Below are 13,634 nucleotides of genomic sequence, written 5' to 3'. Positions count from 1 at the left end.
GCGGGCCACGTTGTCCTGGATGGTGGAGATTTCCTTCTGCAGCTTCTGCTGCTTCTCCTTGGCCCCGTTGTACTTCTCGGTGGCCTGCTCCGCCTGCTCGTAGAGCTTGTCGACCTTCGCCTTGACCTCGTCCTTGCCGAGCTTCTCGCTCGGAGCGGCGTTGGCGGCGTTCGCGCTCAGCACGACGGCGGCGGCAGCCGCGGTGGTCAGCACGGTGACACGCGTGCGGCTGGGCTGCTTGGGTCGACGGTGGGACGCCACGAGGGACGATCTCCTTCTTGTGAGTGATCACCCGTTCGGAGGTTCGAGCCCAGACCCTAGTGACCCAGTTGTGATCAGTTCAAATCCCCACGGCAAAAAAACCGGTGACGCAACGCATTCTTTGCACACAACTCACGTGCGGTGATGCCCGATTGACACTACGTTGCGTGACGATACGGCCAATTCGGGCAATGCATATGCGCGTTGCGCGTTCAGGACAGTCGCTTCAGAAGTACCGCAGAGGCGACGGGACGGGCGCCGGCGCGGGCGACCCCGTCGGCCACCTCCCGGTCGGTCGAGGCGACGATGACCGGACGGCCCGGCGGCTCGGCACGCACGAGCTGACGGATCAGCTCGTCCGCCGTGACGCCCGGCTTGGAGAACAGCACCCGCACTCCGCGCGGCGGCGCGAGCAGCACCGGCGCGGCCAGCTCGGCGCCGTCGAAGACACAGGTCACCTCGGCGCCGGTCTGCGCGGCGAGCGCCGAGAGCTGGCCCAGCAGGCGCAGCCGCTGCTTCTCCAGCGGCATCTGGGGATAGCCGGTCTTGGTGACGTTGTAGCCGTCGACCACCAGATGCGCCTGCGGCAGCGCCAGCAACTGGTCGAGGATCGCCGGGTCGTTCTCCGACAGCGCCCGGGCGGCGATGTCCTTCGGGGTCATCCGTCCCGGTTCGACCGCGTCCACGGTCTCGGCCGGGCGCACGGAGACCGGCGGCAGGGCGAGTTCACGCCGGAGCCCCTGGGCGGCGTCCAGCATGGTGTCCAGCAGCAGCCGCACCCGCATGTCCTCGACGCTGCGGCCCTCGCGGGCCGCCCGGCGGGTGGCCTCCAGCGCCGCCTCGACCTCGCCCAGGCGCGCCTTGAGCCGCCGGGACTCGCTCTCGGCGGCGGAGAGCTGCGCCTGCCCCTCGGCGCGCACGGCGTCGATCTCGCCCCGGACCTTGCGCAACGCGGCCTCGCCGCGCTTGACGTCACTGAGCGCGGCGCGCAGCTTGCGGTGCAGCGACTCCGCCTCCCGCTTCGCCGACTCCGCCTCGGCGCGCAGCCGTTCGGTCTCGGCGCGGGTCAGCTCGCGGGCCTGGTCGAGCTCCGTGCGCAGCCGCTCGAGTTCGGCGCGGCTCTCCTCGTCGGCCCGCTCGGCGTCGGCGCGCTGCGCCTCCTCGCCGGCCGCGGTCACCAGCTTCACCCAGCCCGCGGGCCGCAGTACGTAGGCCGCGGCCGCCACATCGAGCGGATCCGCGGCCGGGGGCGGCGAGCCGGAGTCGAGGGCGCCGGAGAGTTCCGGCTGCGCCTCTCTGAACTTCTCCCCGATCCGCTGCCGGAACAGCGTGTCGGTCTCCAGCGCCGCCGCCATCGCGTTGCCGGCGAACTTGGCCCGGCGATTGGGGGCGAACCGGGCGTACTGCCGCAACTGGGCGGGCAGTTCCGTCACGGTCAGCAGGCCGAAGCCGTCCGAGACGATCTGCACGACCCGCCGGCGCACGCCGTCGGGCAGCGGACGGTCAAGCACCTCAGCGGTGCCGTCGCCCGGCCCCCCGCCTGCGCTCTCCACCATCCGTCACACCCCAATACCTCTACGGGCCCGCTCCGCTCAGGAGCCGGCGCCCGGCCTGTCCACGAGTTCCACCTGGTCCACCGCGTTGCACCAGCGGCAGCGGACCGACTCGATGGTCTCACTGACCACCTCGCGCTCCTCCACCGTCGGCTCGCCCGCGAGGTCGAGGTGAACGTACTCGACGACCTTCGACGAGCGGGTCACGTCGAAGCGGGTGAGGTTGCCGCAGAGGGCGCAGCGCCATCGTGTCGTGGCGGTCGGCAGGGGAACCGTCATCGTGACTGTTCGCTTCCTTCTCGGGTCGTCCGCGCCGCTCCCCGACGCGTGTGGCTCGTAACCCTACGGCCTGCCGGTCACTCGCCGCCCGTCCGTCCACGGCGGCGAGGCGGTCTGTCGACTTGTGTCCCGTTACGTCATGCTCTGTAGTCATGATCCGCACCTGGGGCACGGCGGCCCGCGGAGCGTTCCGGGCGGTCCGGGGCGTCTCCGCGCCGATGACGTACGTCCTCCTCGTCCTGTGCACCCTGATCTTCGTGCTCGGCCCGGCCTCCGGACTCACCCCCGCGTACGGCTCGGGCGGGGCGCTGTTCGCGGCGCAGCGGGCGTACTTCCGGCACTGGGGCGTGGTCCCGGCCGAGCTGTTCGACCCGTCGGTCCGGGCGGCCCTGACCCCGGCGACCGCCCTGTTCGTGCACGGCAGCTGGGTGCATCTGCTCGGCAACATGCTCTTCCTCTTCGTCTTCGGGCTGCTGACCGAGGAACGGATGGGCCGGGTGGAGTTCACCCTCTTCTACGTCGGCTGCGGTTACCTGGCCCTGCTCGGCTACGCGGCCGCCAACGCCACCTCCGGGCAGTCGCTGGTGGGCGCCTCGGGGGCGATCTCGGCGGTCCTCGGAGCGTTCCTGTACCTGTTCCCCCGTGCCCGTGTGACCAGTCTCCTCCCCTTCCTGTTCTTCCTCCCGCTGCGCTTCCCGGCCTGGGTCGTGCTGCCCTTCTGGGCCGGTCTGCAGTGGCTCGCGGCGGGACGCGCCGGCGAGGGCCCCGGGGTCGCCTACCTCGCCCACCTGATCGGCTTCGGCCTCGGCTTCGGCTACGCGTGGGTGCGCTACGGACCGGCTACTAGAGTGAAGTCCGCACCGGCTCCGGCACCCCAGGGAGAGAACCAGCCGTGATCACCGCGATTGTCCTGATCAAGACCAGCGTGGACCGGATCCCCGAGATCGCGGAGCAGATCGCTTCGCTGGATTCGGTGAGCGAGGTTTTCTCCGTCACCGGCACCTACGACCTGATCGCCATGGTGCGGGTGCGGCAGCACGAGGACCTGGCCGACGTCATCCCGGGACGGATCAGCAAGATCCCCGGTGTGCAGGGCACCGACACGCACGTCGCGTTCCGCACGTACTCCCAGCACGACCTGGAGGCGGCGTTCGCGATCGGTCTCGACTCGTGAACGCCGCCTCCTAGCGGTCCGCACCCGGCTCAGGCCTGGTCGCGCACCGGGACGCAGCGGCCGTCCTCGGTGCGGTAGCGCCACCGCGCGCCGTCGCGGACCAGTTCCCGCACCGCGTCGACGAAGCGCTCGACGTGCTCGTCGGGCGTGCCCGCCCCGAAACTGACCCGGACCGCGTTCAGGGACTTCTCACCGGGCGCGGCCTCGGGCGACCCGCACTCGCCCTGGGTCCGCGGGTCGCCGCCCAGCAGGGTGCGGACCAGCGGGTGGGCGCAGAACAGGCCGTCGCGGACGCCGATGCCGTACTCGGCGGAGAGCGCGGCGGCGAAGTGGGAGCTGTTCCAGCCGTCGACGACGAAGGAGAGCACGCCGACCCGCGGCGCGTCGTCACCGAACAGGGAGAGCACCCGGACCTCCGGCACCTCGGCGAGACCCGCCCGGACCCGGTCGATCAGGTGCTGCTCGCGGGCCACCAGGGCGTCCCAGCCGGCCTCGGTGAGGGCCTTGCAGGCGGAGGCGATGGAGTAGGCGCCGATGACGTTCGGGGAGCCGGCCTCGTGGCGCGCGGCGCTCTCGTGCCACTCCACGTCCACTCCCCCGTCCTCGCGCCGCGTGACCTTGCGGCTGGCGCCGCCGCCCGCGAGGTACGGCTCGGCCGCGGACAGCCAGTCGGCCCGGCCGGCCAGCACCCCGGAGCCGAAGGGCGCGTACAGCTTGTGACCGGAGAAGGCCACCCAGTCGACGTCCAGGTCCCGGACCGACACCGGGTGGTGCGGGGCGAGCTGGGCGGCGTCCAGGACGATCCGGGCGCCGTGCGCGTGGGCCGCGGCGGCCAGCTCGCGCACCGGCCACAGCTCCCCGGTGACGTTGGAGGCGCCGGTCACGCACACCAGGGCCGGGCCGTACGGGTCGCGGTCGGCGAGGGCCCGCTCCAGGGTCTCCACGGCCTGCCGCGGGGTGCGCGGCGCGTCGAGGACGGTCACCCTCGCGTCCTGCCAGGGCAGCAGCGCGGCGTGGTGCTCGGTCTCGAAGACGAAGACCTCGCAGCCGGCCGGGAGCGCCCGGGCGAGCAGGTTCAGGGAGTCGGTGGTCGACCGGGTGAAGACCACCTGGTCGCTCTCGCGGCAGTCGAGGAATCCGGCGACCGTCCGGCGGGCGTTCTCGAACAGGTCGGTGGAGAGCTGGGAGAGGTAGCCGGCGCCGCGGTGGACGCTGCCGTAGAACGGCGCGTAGGCGGCGACGTCGTCCCAGACGCGGCGCAGGGCGGGGGCGCTGGCGGCGTAGTCCAGCGCGGCGTAGGTGACCTCGCCGCCCGTCACGAGCGGGACGGTGACGTCATCGCCCAGAACGGGCAGCCGGTCACAAATGGTGCGGGCGACGGCAGCGGTGGAGACGGACATGGTGAACTCCCGTGAGGCAGGCCGGTGTCACCGTGCGAGCGGTACGGCTCGAAGCACGGCGGAAGGTGAAAAGGGGTACGCGGAGGCGGGGCTCTACGCCCTATCGCATTCGCTTGCTCACAGAAGGCTCCCTCGACGACCAGGACCCCTGGTCCCGCGCTCCTTCAGGAGCCGCGCGAGGGGTCCGCGCTTGCCGTGGACCTCGCTGCCCACGACCTGGTCCTCACCCGGGGCACCCCGCCACGGACGGAGGGTTGCCGGACAGCCGGCCGGGGCCGAATGGCTGTCACTCATGACCTGGTTCAGTATCCTGCCACACGATCTTCTGTGCGCAAGGCGCGGTCCGCCATTCGGACCGCGCCCCGCGTCACACCGGCGGGTGTCAGGCGTTGCTGGCCGCCACCCACCGCTCCAGCGTCCGCTTCGCCGCCCCGCTGTCGATCGACTCCGCCGCCCTCGCCATGCCCGCGCGGAGCTGCTCGGTGAGCGGCTGGTCGTCCGGCCGCAGGGCGACCAGCGCCGCCGCCGAGTTCAGCAGGACCGCGTCCCGGACGGGGCCGTGCTCGCCGTCGAGCACGCGCCGGGCCACCTCGGCGTTGTACGAGGCGTCGGCGCCGCGCAGCGCCTCCACGGGGACCAGCTCGATGCCGGCGTCCCGGGGGTCGAAGCGCTCCTCGGCGACCTTGCCGTCCCGGACCACCCACACCCGGGACGTCGAGGTGGTGGTCAGCTCGTCCAGGCCGTCGTCGCCCCGGAACACCAGGGCGGAGTTCCCGCGCTCGGCGAGGACGCCGGCCACGATCGGGGCCATGCGCGGATCGGCCACCCCGACGGCCTGGGCGCGCACCTTGGCCGGGTTGGTCAGCGGGCCGAGCACATTGAAGGTGGTGCGGATGCCCAGCTGGCCGCGGGCCGCCGCGACGTGGCGCAGCGACGGGTGGAACTTCACCGCGAAGCAGATGGTGATGCCGGCCTCCTCGGCGACCTCGGCGACCCGCCGCGGGGTCAGACCCAGGTTGATGCCGAGCTTCTCCAGGACGTCGGAGGAGCCGGAGGCGGAGGACGCGGCGCGGTTGCCGTGCTTGACGACCTTCGTGCCGGTGCCGGCGACGACGATCGACGACATGGTGGAGATGTTCACCGTCTTCGCGCCGTCACCGCCGGTGCCGACGATGTCCACGGCGGGCCCGGGCACCTCGATCACGTTGGCGTGCTCGTACATGGTCCGCACGAGGCCGGTGATCTCCTGCACCGTCTCGCCCTTGGCGCGCAGCGCCACCATGAACCCGGCGATCTGGGCGTCCGTCGCCTCGCCGCGCATGATGAGGTCCATGGCCCAGGCGGTCTCGTCGGCGGACAGGTCCCGGCCGTCCAGCAGGCCGTTCAGCAGGGCGGGCCAGGAACGGCCCGCCGCGGTGTCGCCTCCAGCGGGGGTCACAGCGCTCATAGCCGCTCCTGGGTTTCGTCGCAGAACAGTGTGCTCCCACCCTATCCAGCACCGGACACGGCGAAGGGCCCCGTCCGCAAGCCGGACGGGGCCCTTCGACTGTGGCGTGGCGACGCTCGGGGATCAGTGGTGGCCGTGGCCGCTCGTGATCTCCCGGTACTCCTCGACGGTGGCCTTCGGGATCTGGTTGTCCTCGCCGTAGTAGGCGTTGCTGAGCTTGGCGCGCAGCTTCTCGGACCCCTTCACCTTGCGCTCGACACCGTTCTCGTCCACCGTCGGGCCGATCTCGGCCGGCTCGTACTGGTGGTGGGCGGTGAGGGTGTGGAGCTGCTCCTGGCTGAGCGGCTCGTGGATCTCGATGAACTCACCGTGCGGCAGGCGCTTGATGATGCCGGTCTCGCGGCCGTGCAGCACCTTCTCGCGGTCCCGGCGCTGCAGGCCGAGGCAGATCCGCTTGGTGACGATGAACGCGATGACCGGTCCGGCGAAGAAGGAGATCCGGACGAACCAGGTGACCGCGTTGAGCGACAGCTGGAAGTGGGTGGCGAAGAGGTCGTTGCCACCGCCGACCAGGCCGACCATGTACACCGTGATCCAGGCGACACCGAACGCGGTGCGCGTGGGGGCGTTGCGCGGGCGGTCCAGGATGTGGTGCTCGTTCTTGTCGCCGGTGACCCAGGACTCGATGAACGGGTACAGCGCGATCGCGGCGAGCACCAGGCCGAAGAGGACCAGCGGGATGAACACGCCCAGGACGAGCGTGTGACCCCAGAAGTTGATCTCCCAGCCCGGCATGTAGCGGACCAGACCCTCGGCGAAGCCCATGTACCAGTCGGGCTGGGCGCCCGTGGACACCTGGTCCGGACGGTACGGGCCCATGGCCCAGATCGGGTTGATCTGGGTGACCGCGGCGATGGCCGCGATCACGCCGAAGACCAGGAAGAAGAAGCCTCCGGCCTTGGCCATGTACACCGGCAGCAGCGGCATGCCGACGACGTTCTTCTCGGTCTTTCCGGGACCCGCGAACTGCGTGTGCTTGTGGTAGAAGACCAGGATCAGGTGGCCCACCATCAGGCCGAGCATGATGCCCGGCAGCAGCAGGATGTGGATCGAGTAGAACCGGGCCACGAAGTCGTGGCCGGGGAACTCGCCGCCGAAGAGGAAGTACGAGATGTACGTGCCGACGATCGGCATGGACAGGATCGCACCCTCGGTGAAGCGCACACCGGTGCCGGAGAGCAGGTCGTCCGGGAGCGAGTAACCGGTGAAGCCGGTGAACATGCCCAGGACGAACAGCAGGAAGCCGAACAGCCAGTTGATCTCACGCGGCTTGCGGAACGCGCCGGTGAAGAACACGCGCATCATGTGCACGAACATGCCCGCGAGGAAGATCAGCGCGGCCCAGTGGTGGATCTGCCGGATGAGCAGACCACCGCGCACGTCGAAGGAGATGTGCAGGGTCGAGTTGAACGCCTCGGACATCAGCTGTCCCTGGAGCGGGACGTAGCTGCCGTGGTACTCCACCTCGTTCATCGACGGGTGGAAGAACAGCGTCAGGTAGACACCGGTCAGGATGATGATGAGGAAGCTGTACATGCAGACTTCGCCCAGCATGAACGACCAGTGGTCGGGGAAGATCTTGCGCATGTTGGCCTTGGCCAGGGAGTAGATCCCCAGCCGGCCGTCCGCCCAGTCCGCTACCCGCTCGCCGGCCGGCGCCTTGTCGCGCCGCTCGTTGTTCTCGTTGGTGCTCATCCGCGCTCCCAGAATGCAGGACCGACGGGCTCCTCGAAGTCGCCGAGCGCCTGGAGGTAACCCTCGTCGTTCACGCCGATGCGGAGCTGCGGCAGGGCGTGACCGGCGGGGCCGAAGATCACTCGGGCACCGTCGGAGAGGTCGAAGGTGGACTGGTGGCACGGGCACAGGACGTGATGCGTCTGCTGCTCGTACAGCGAGATCGGGCAACCGACATGGGTGCAGATCTTCGAGAAGGCGACGATGCCCTCGTGCGACCAGTCGAGTTCGCGCTTGTCCTTGATGTTGCCCGGCTGGAGCCGGATGATCATCACGGCGGCCTTGGCGATCTCGTTCTGGAAGTCCTCGTCCGCCTCCTCCAGGCCCTCGGGCCTGACGAAGGTGAGCGAACCGACGGCGACGTCCTCGGGACGCAGCGGCTGGTTCGTGTTGGTGTTGACGAGGAGCTTGCCCTTGGCCCACAGGGTGTGCCGGAGCGAGGTGCCGGGCAGCGGGCCGAGGTCACGCAGCAGGACGACGCCGGAGAGCGGCACCAGGGTGAGCGCGCCCAGCATCGTGTTGCGGATCAGCTTGCGGCGGCCGAGCGCCGACTCCTTGGCACCCTGCTTGAAGTCCGCGTGGACCTGCGCGCGGACCTCGGCCGGGGCCGAGATCGGGTGACGCTCGGCGGCGACCTCGACGTCGGACATCAGGGTGCGGGCCCAGTGGACCGCGCCCGCGCCGATGCAGAACAGCGCCGTGCCCAGGGTCAGGCCCAGCGCGAAGTTCAGCGCGCTGATGTGCCCGATCGGGAAGACGAAGACCGAGGTGTCGGGCGAGATCGTCACGTACGAGGCGATGAAGCCGACGGCGGCCAGCATCGAGACCGTGAAAAGCAGGGCGACGACGCGCTCGGACCGCTTGGCGGCCCGCTCGTCGATGTCCTGGATCCGGTGCTCGTGGGGCGGCAGCCCCGGGTCCGCGAACGGGTTGGCCTCGTCCGCGACGCTCACGGCGCCGTGTGCGTGGTCCTGCCCTGCGGGCAGGTTCTCTTCTGGAATGTCTTGGCTACTCATGACTTCTTGGCCTTTGCGGTCCGGGCGGCGACCCACACGGCAACCGCGATCAGCGCGCCGAGACCGAAGATCCAGGCGAACAGACCCTCGCTGACCGGCCCGAGGCCGCCCAGCTCGAGGCCACCCGGGTTGACCGTCTCGTCACCGTTGACCGCGTTCAGGTACGCGATGATGTCCTTCTTGTTCTTCTCCGACATCGTGGTGTCGGGGAAGGACGGCATGTTCTGCGGGCCGGTCTGCATGGCCTCGTAGATGTGCTTGGGGTCCACGCCTTCGAGGTTCGGCGCGTACTTGCCCTTGGTGAGGGCACCGCCCTTGCCGGTGAAGTTGTGGCACTGCGCGCAGTTGGTGCGGAACAGCTCGCCACCCTTGGCGATGTCCGCGCCCTCCGGGCCGTACTGCTGCTTCGTCGGCACGTTCGGGCCCGCGCCCAGCGACGCGACGTACGCGGCGAGCTGGTCGATCTGGGCCTGCGTGTAGACGGCCTTCTTGCGCGGGATCTGCGCCATCTGCGAGGACGAGGCGGGCATGCGGCCCGTGCCGACCTGGAAGTCGACGGCGGCGGCGCCCACGCCGACCAGACTCGGCCCGTCGGAGGAGCCCTTGCCACCGGTGCCGTGGCAGCTGGCGCAGCCGACCTCGTAGAGCTTCTTGCCCTCCTTGATGGTCAGGGACTGGGAGGTTTCATCGGCCTGTGCCTTGCTCGCGGGCGCGAACGCGGCGTACAGCCCCCCGGTGGCCGCCAGCGCGAGGAGTAGGACGACGACCGCCGCCAGCGGATGGCGTCGTCGTGCGGAGAGCTTTTTCACGGATTACCCCGGTGTCAGGATCTTCTGCGTCGATGCTGGATGTGCGGGAACGGACCCGGCTACTTGATCAGGTAGATCGTGGCGAAGAGGCCGATCCAGACGACATCGACGAAGTGCCAGTAGTAGGACACGACGATGGCGGCGGTCGCCTGCTCATGCGTGAACCTCTTCGCCGCGTAGGTACGGCCGAGGACCAGCAGGAAGGCGATGAGACCGCCCGTCACGTGCAGGCCGTGGAAGCCGGTGGTCAGGTAGAACACCGAGCCGTACGGGTCGGAGGACAGGGAGATCCCGTCCTTCTTCACCAGCTCCGTGTACTCGTAGATCTGACCGCCGATGAAGATCGCGCCCATGATGAAGGTGAGGATGAACCAGCCACGGAGCTTCTTCACGTCCCCGCGCTCGGCGGCGAAGACGCCGAGCTGACAGGTCAGCGAGGAGAGCACCAGGATCGTGGTGTTCGTGGCGGAGAACGGCACATTGAGTGCCTCCGCCATCTCCTTCCAGTGGGCCGGTCCGGTCACCGACCGGAGGGTGAAGTACATCGCGAAGAGGGCCGCGAAGAACATCAGCTCGGAACTCAGCCAGATGATGGTTCCGACGCTGGTGAGGTTCGGCCGATTGACCGACGGGTGCGCGTGCCCGGTTTCTACTGTCGTTGCTGTCGCCACGACCGACATTATGTCGGTCGCTTATCCCGCCCTCACTCCGGGGGGTGCCGTTCGGAGTGTCTTGCCCCGCCGAACCGGTGTTGACGTGGTGTTCATGGGAGTAACATCCGCCTCGAACGGCCCTGTCCGTACGAGGTCGACGTCTCGGAGGAAGCATGCAGCCGACCGCCACAGTGCTGGTGTACAGCGACGACTCCAACACCCGCGAGCAGGTGCGGCTGGCCGCGGGGCGGCGGCCCGCGCCGGACGTGCCGGCCGTGGAGTTCCTGGAGTGCGCGACGCCCGAGGCGGTGCTGCGCGAGCTGGACAAGGGCGGCATCGACGTGTGCGTGCTCGACGGCGAGGCCGTGCCGATGGGCGGCATGGGGATGTGCCGGCAGATCAAGGACGAGGTGTTCAACTGCCCGCCCGTGCTGCTGCTGATGGGGCGGCCGCAGGACGCCTGGCTGGCCACCTGGAGCCGCGCTGACGCCGCTGTGACGCTGCCCGTGGAGCCGGTGGAGTTCGCCTCCGCCCTGGCCTCCCTGCTGCGCCGCAAGAGGCTGCTGAGCGTCTGAGGGGCGTTCCGGGGGCGCGAGGCGGGCCGTACCGCCCCGCGCCCCGGGTCACAGGGCCACCGGCCGCAGCCTGGGGGCGTCGTGGGACGGGGCCCCGGTGTCCGGCGTGCCCGCCGTCAGGGCGCTGCCCGTGCGCCACTTGTTCCAGTCGAGGTTCCAGTCCCCGAAGCCGTTGCCGAAGGTCTCCATCGGGTCGCCGTTGGAGTTGACGACCTTGACGATGTCACCCGGATGGACGTTGTCGAAGAACCACTCGGCGTTGGACGTGCTCATCCCCGTGCAGCCGTGGCTGACGTTGGCGGACCCCTGGGAGCCGACCGACCAGGGCGCGGCGTGCACGTACTCACCGGACCAGGTGACCCGGGTGGCGTAGTAGACCGGCAGGTCGTAGGAGTCGGAACTGCCTTCGGCGATGCCGACCGTGGTACCGCGCATGCGTACGAAGTACTGCTTCTCCAGGACCACCTTGACCCCGTTGCGGGTCTCGAAGCCGGGCTTGCCCGTGGTGACCGGGATCTGCTCGACCGCCTGGCCGTTCTTGTAGAACGTCAGCTGGTGCGTCGAGGCGTCCGTGACGGCCTCGATCCGGTCGCCCGTTGTGATCTTCAACGCCTTCGCCCTGCCGCCCCAGAGCCGGTCGCTGATCTTCACGCCGTCCAGGTTGCTGTGCACCTGGATGGTGGCGTGGGCGGGCCAGTAGTCCTTGGGCCGGAAGTGGAGTTCCTTGTCGCTGACCCAGTACCAGGAGCCCTGCACGGCCGGCACGGAGTCCACCCGCAGGCCGCGCTCCACCACGGCCCGCTGCGCCTTGTCCTTGACCTCGCGGTCGAGCTGCGCGGTGATGGGCTGTCCGACGCCGTAGACGCCCGCCTCCGGCCCGAACGTGACGTTCAGCCGCTGCTTGCTGGTGGGCTTGCTGGTGTCGAAGGTGAGGACCTTGCGGCCGGGCGCCCCGTCGTCGTCCTCGGTGCTGACGCGGACCGTGTAGTGGGCGTTCGCGGCCAGCGGGGAGATGCTGTGCCAGCGACTGCCGTCGGCGGCGAGCTCGCCCGCCACGAAGCGCCCTGTGGAGTCCTGGGCGGTGACGTCGGTGATCCGGCCGTCACCGCTCTCGGCGGTGATCTCCAGGGGCTTGTCCGGGTCGGCGCGCTTCCCCTCCTCGGTGGGGCCGTTGAAGGAGATCTCGCCCGCCGCGTCGTACGGACTGGCCGACAGGGGGTTGCCGTCCGAACCGCAGGAGGTGACGCCCGCGCCGAGGGCGATCACCAGCAACGCGCAGCTGACGACGGTGCGGGTCCGCGGAGTGTGATTCATATGATCACGCTATGAGATGCCGACCTGCTTGGCGCGGTACGTAATTCGTTCGGGTGATGCGGCGTGGCAAAAGCAGGAGCCCGGCCCCTCCTTGACGGAGGAGCCGGGCTCCTGGCGCGCTCGGCGCGGGTCTCACCGCGTGCTACTGGGTGCGGTTCTCACCGTGGTAGTACTCGAACACCCAGCCGAACAGACCGATGGCGATGATCGGCGCGGCGAAGTAGATCAGCCACCAGCCGACCGCGATGCTGAGGAAGGCGATCGCGCCGCCGACGCCCAGCATGAGCGGCTGCCAGCTGTGCGGGCTGAAGAAGCCCAGCTCGCCCGCGTCGTCCGCGACATCCGCTTCCTTGTCGTCCTGGGCACCAGCGTCGACCCGCCGGGCGGTGAAGCCCAGGTAGAAGCCGATCATGATGGACAGGCCGAAGGCCAGGAAGAGCGCCGTGGTGCCGGCCGGCTCCTTCGACCACACGCCGTACACGACGGCCATGATCAGGAGGAAGAAGCTCAGCCAGATGAACATCCGGCCCTGGATCTTCACTTGCCGGCCTCCTTCTCGCCCGCGACGGCGGTGCCGTGGCCGGCGTGCTCGAGCTGCTCGAGCGCGACGATCTCGGGGTGGTGCAGGTCGAACGCCGGGGATTCACTGCGGATCCGCGGCAGGGTGAGGAAGTTGTGCCGCGGCGGCGGGCAGGACGTCGCCCACTCGAGCGAGCGGCCGTAGCCCCACGGGTCGTCCACGCCGACCGGCTTGCCGTACTTGGCCGTCTTCCACACGTTGTAGAGGAACGGCAGGATCGACAGGCCCAGCAGGAACGAGCTGATGGTCGAGACCGTGTTCAGGGCGGTGAATCCGTCGGCCGCCAGGTAGTCGGCGTACCGGCGCGGCATGCCCTCGACGCCCAGCCAGTGCTGGACCAGGAAGGTGCCGTGGAAGCCGACGAACAGCGTCCAGAAGGTGATCTTGCCCAGGCGCTCGTCCAGCATCTTGCCGGTCATCTTCGGCCACCAGAAGTGGAAGCCGGAGAACATCGCGAAGACGACGGTGCCGAAGACCACGTAGTGGAAGTGGGCCACCACGAAGTACGAGTCGGACACGTGGAAGTCCATCGGGGGCGAGGCCAGGATGACGCCGGTCAGACCACCGAACGTGAAGGTGATCAGGAAGCCGACGGCCCAGAGCATCGGTGTCTCGAAGGACAGCGAGCCCTTCCACATGGTGCCGATCCAGTTGAAGAACTTCACACCGGTCGGGACCGCGATCAGGAAGGTCATGAAGGAGAAGAACGGCAGCAGCACACCGCCGGTGACGTACATGTGGTGCGCCCACACGGTCACGGACAGGCCGGCGATGGAGAT

14 protein-coding genes, 1 pseudogene and 1 riboswitch are annotated in these 13,634 nt (G+C 69.5%); of the genes and pseudogenes, 3 read left to right on the top strand and 12 right to left on the bottom strand.

Annotated elements, in window-relative coordinates; all coding sequences use genetic code 11:
- The 3 genes and pseudogenes from ACWCPN_RS34715 to ACWCPN_RS34705 all read right to left on the bottom strand — a co-directional run.
- Positions 1 to 261 (bottom strand): annotated as a pseudogene (locus ACWCPN_RS34715) (hypothetical protein); the annotation flags it as partial.
- A 212-nt stretch (positions 262 to 473) separates the two neighbouring features.
- Entirely contained in the window at positions 474 to 1,817 is a 1,344-nt protein-coding gene (locus ACWCPN_RS34710; RefSeq protein WP_451214555.1) for an NYN domain-containing protein, read from the bottom strand.
- Between the two features lie 36 nt (positions 1,818 to 1,853).
- Positions 1,854 to 2,093, bottom strand: a complete 240-nt coding sequence (locus tag ACWCPN_RS34705) for a hypothetical protein (RefSeq protein ID WP_029382693.1) — start codon at positions 2,091 to 2,093, stop codon at positions 1,854 to 1,856.
- Between the two features lie 152 nt (positions 2,094 to 2,245).
- Here ACWCPN_RS34705 and ACWCPN_RS34700 point away from each other — a divergent pair, with 152 nt between their 5' ends.
- Positions 2,246 to 2,989, top strand: a complete 744-nt coding sequence (locus tag ACWCPN_RS34700) for a rhomboid family intramembrane serine protease (RefSeq protein ID WP_451214553.1) — start codon at positions 2,246 to 2,248, stop codon at positions 2,987 to 2,989.
- Positions 2,986 to 3,267 (top strand): Lrp/AsnC family transcriptional regulator, encoded by a 282-nt coding sequence (locus ACWCPN_RS34695; RefSeq protein ID WP_451214551.1) that lies wholly within the window; start codon positions 2,986 to 2,988, stop codon positions 3,265 to 3,267. Before ACWCPN_RS34700 ends, ACWCPN_RS34695 begins: the two co-directional genes overlap by 4 nt.
- Positions 3,268 to 3,296: 29 nt before the next feature.
- Here the strand turns inward: ACWCPN_RS34695 and ACWCPN_RS34690 are convergent, their stop codons facing one another.
- The 6 genes from ACWCPN_RS34690 to ctaE form a co-directional block, all read right to left on the bottom strand.
- The gene (locus ACWCPN_RS34690; RefSeq protein ID WP_451214549.1) at positions 3,297 to 4,667 is read right to left on the bottom strand and encodes an aminotransferase class V-fold PLP-dependent enzyme; all 1,371 of its coding nucleotides are present in this window, start codon (positions 4,665 to 4,667) and stop codon (positions 3,297 to 3,299) included.
- A 181-nt stretch (positions 4,668 to 4,848) separates the two neighbouring features.
- A riboswitch (SAM riboswitch) is annotated at positions 4,849 to 4,965 on the bottom strand.
- Positions 4,966 to 5,049: 84 nt separating this feature from the next.
- Positions 5,050 to 6,114, bottom strand: a complete 1,065-nt coding sequence (gene trpD / locus ACWCPN_RS34685; RefSeq protein ID WP_451214547.1) for an anthranilate phosphoribosyltransferase — start codon at positions 6,112 to 6,114, stop codon at positions 5,050 to 5,052.
- 123 nt (positions 6,115 to 6,237) lie between these two features.
- Positions 6,238 to 7,869, bottom strand: coding sequence for a cytochrome bc1 complex cytochrome b subunit (gene qcrB, locus ACWCPN_RS34680; protein WP_451214545.1), 1,632 nt, complete (start codon positions 7,867 to 7,869; stop codon positions 6,238 to 6,240).
- The gene (gene qcrA, locus ACWCPN_RS34675; RefSeq protein ID WP_199210244.1) at positions 7,866 to 8,924 is read right to left on the bottom strand and encodes a cytochrome bc1 complex Rieske iron-sulfur subunit; all 1,059 of its coding nucleotides are present in this window, start codon (positions 8,922 to 8,924) and stop codon (positions 7,866 to 7,868) included. The genes qcrB and qcrA overlap by 4 nt, the downstream gene beginning before the upstream one ends.
- Positions 8,921 to 9,733, bottom strand: a complete 813-nt coding sequence (qcrC, locus tag ACWCPN_RS34670) for a cytochrome bc1 complex diheme cytochrome c subunit (protein ID WP_199210245.1) — start codon at positions 9,731 to 9,733, stop codon at positions 8,921 to 8,923. The genes qcrA and qcrC overlap by 4 nt, the downstream gene beginning before the upstream one ends.
- Positions 9,734 to 9,792: 59 nt before the next feature.
- Positions 9,793 to 10,413 (bottom strand): aa3-type cytochrome oxidase subunit III, encoded by a 621-nt coding sequence (ctaE, locus tag ACWCPN_RS34665; protein WP_143636562.1) that lies wholly within the window; start codon positions 10,411 to 10,413, stop codon positions 9,793 to 9,795.
- Between the two features lie 146 nt (positions 10,414 to 10,559).
- Between ctaE and ACWCPN_RS34660 the strand changes: the two genes are divergently transcribed.
- Positions 10,560 to 10,961, top strand: a complete 402-nt coding sequence (locus ACWCPN_RS34660; RefSeq protein WP_365130626.1) for a response regulator — start codon at positions 10,560 to 10,562, stop codon at positions 10,959 to 10,961.
- Between the two features lie 48 nt (positions 10,962 to 11,009).
- On the opposite strand, the gene ACWCPN_RS34655 is transcribed toward ACWCPN_RS34660, so the two are convergent.
- The 3 genes from ACWCPN_RS34655 to ACWCPN_RS34645 all read right to left on the bottom strand — a co-directional run.
- Positions 11,010 to 12,275 (bottom strand): L,D-transpeptidase, encoded by a 1,266-nt coding sequence (locus ACWCPN_RS34655; protein WP_199210247.1) that lies wholly within the window; start codon positions 12,273 to 12,275, stop codon positions 11,010 to 11,012.
- A 142-nt stretch (positions 12,276 to 12,417) separates the two neighbouring features.
- The gene (locus tag ACWCPN_RS34650) at positions 12,418 to 12,816 is read right to left on the bottom strand and encodes a cytochrome c oxidase subunit 4 (RefSeq protein ID WP_199210248.1); all 399 of its coding nucleotides are present in this window, start codon (positions 12,814 to 12,816) and stop codon (positions 12,418 to 12,420) included.
- The coding region (locus tag ACWCPN_RS34645) for a cytochrome c oxidase subunit I (protein WP_451214541.1) at positions 12,813 to 13,634 on the bottom strand (822 nt) is incomplete at its 5' end. The genes ACWCPN_RS34645 and ACWCPN_RS34650, both read right to left, overlap by 4 nt.

The sequence above is a fragment of the Streptomyces sp. NPDC002386 genome (genome assembly GCF_053593175.1).
Note: the sequence above shows the minus strand (reverse complement) of the source record. Positions and strands in the feature narration are given on the sequence as shown.

Excerpts from the sequence above, each read along its gene's own strand:
- trpD (WP_451214547.1), bottom strand. The coding sequence starts at position 6,114 with ATGAGCGCTGTGACCCCCGCTGGAGGCGACACCGCGGCGGGCCGTTCC.
- ACWCPN_RS34690 (WP_451214549.1), bottom strand. The coding sequence starts at position 4,667 with ATGTCCGTCTCCACCGCTGCCGTCGCCCGCACCATTTGTGACCGGCTG.
- ACWCPN_RS34710 (WP_451214555.1), bottom strand. The coding sequence starts at position 1,817 with ATGGTGGAGAGCGCAGGCGGGGGGCCGGGCGACGGCACCGCTGAGGTG.
- qcrB (WP_451214545.1), bottom strand. The coding sequence starts at position 7,869 with ATGAGCACCAACGAGAACAACGAGCGGCGCGACAAGGCGCCGGCCGGC.
- ACWCPN_RS34700 (WP_451214553.1), top strand. The coding sequence starts at position 2,246 with ATGATCCGCACCTGGGGCACGGCGGCCCGCGGAGCGTTCCGGGCGGTC.
- ACWCPN_RS34705 (WP_029382693.1), bottom strand. The coding sequence starts at position 2,093 with ATGACGGTTCCCCTGCCGACCGCCACGACACGATGGCGCTGCGCCCTC.
- qcrA (WP_199210244.1), bottom strand. The coding sequence starts at position 8,924 with ATGAGTAGCCAAGACATTCCAGAAGAGAACCTGCCCGCAGGGCAGGAC.
- ACWCPN_RS34660 (WP_365130626.1), top strand. The coding sequence starts at position 10,560 with ATGCAGCCGACCGCCACAGTGCTGGTGTACAGCGACGACTCCAACACC.
- ACWCPN_RS34655 (WP_199210247.1), bottom strand. The coding sequence starts at position 12,275 with ATGAATCACACTCCGCGGACCCGCACCGTCGTCAGCTGCGCGTTGCTG.
- ctaE (WP_143636562.1), bottom strand. The coding sequence starts at position 10,413 with ATGTCGGTCGTGGCGACAGCAACGACAGTAGAAACCGGGCACGCGCAC.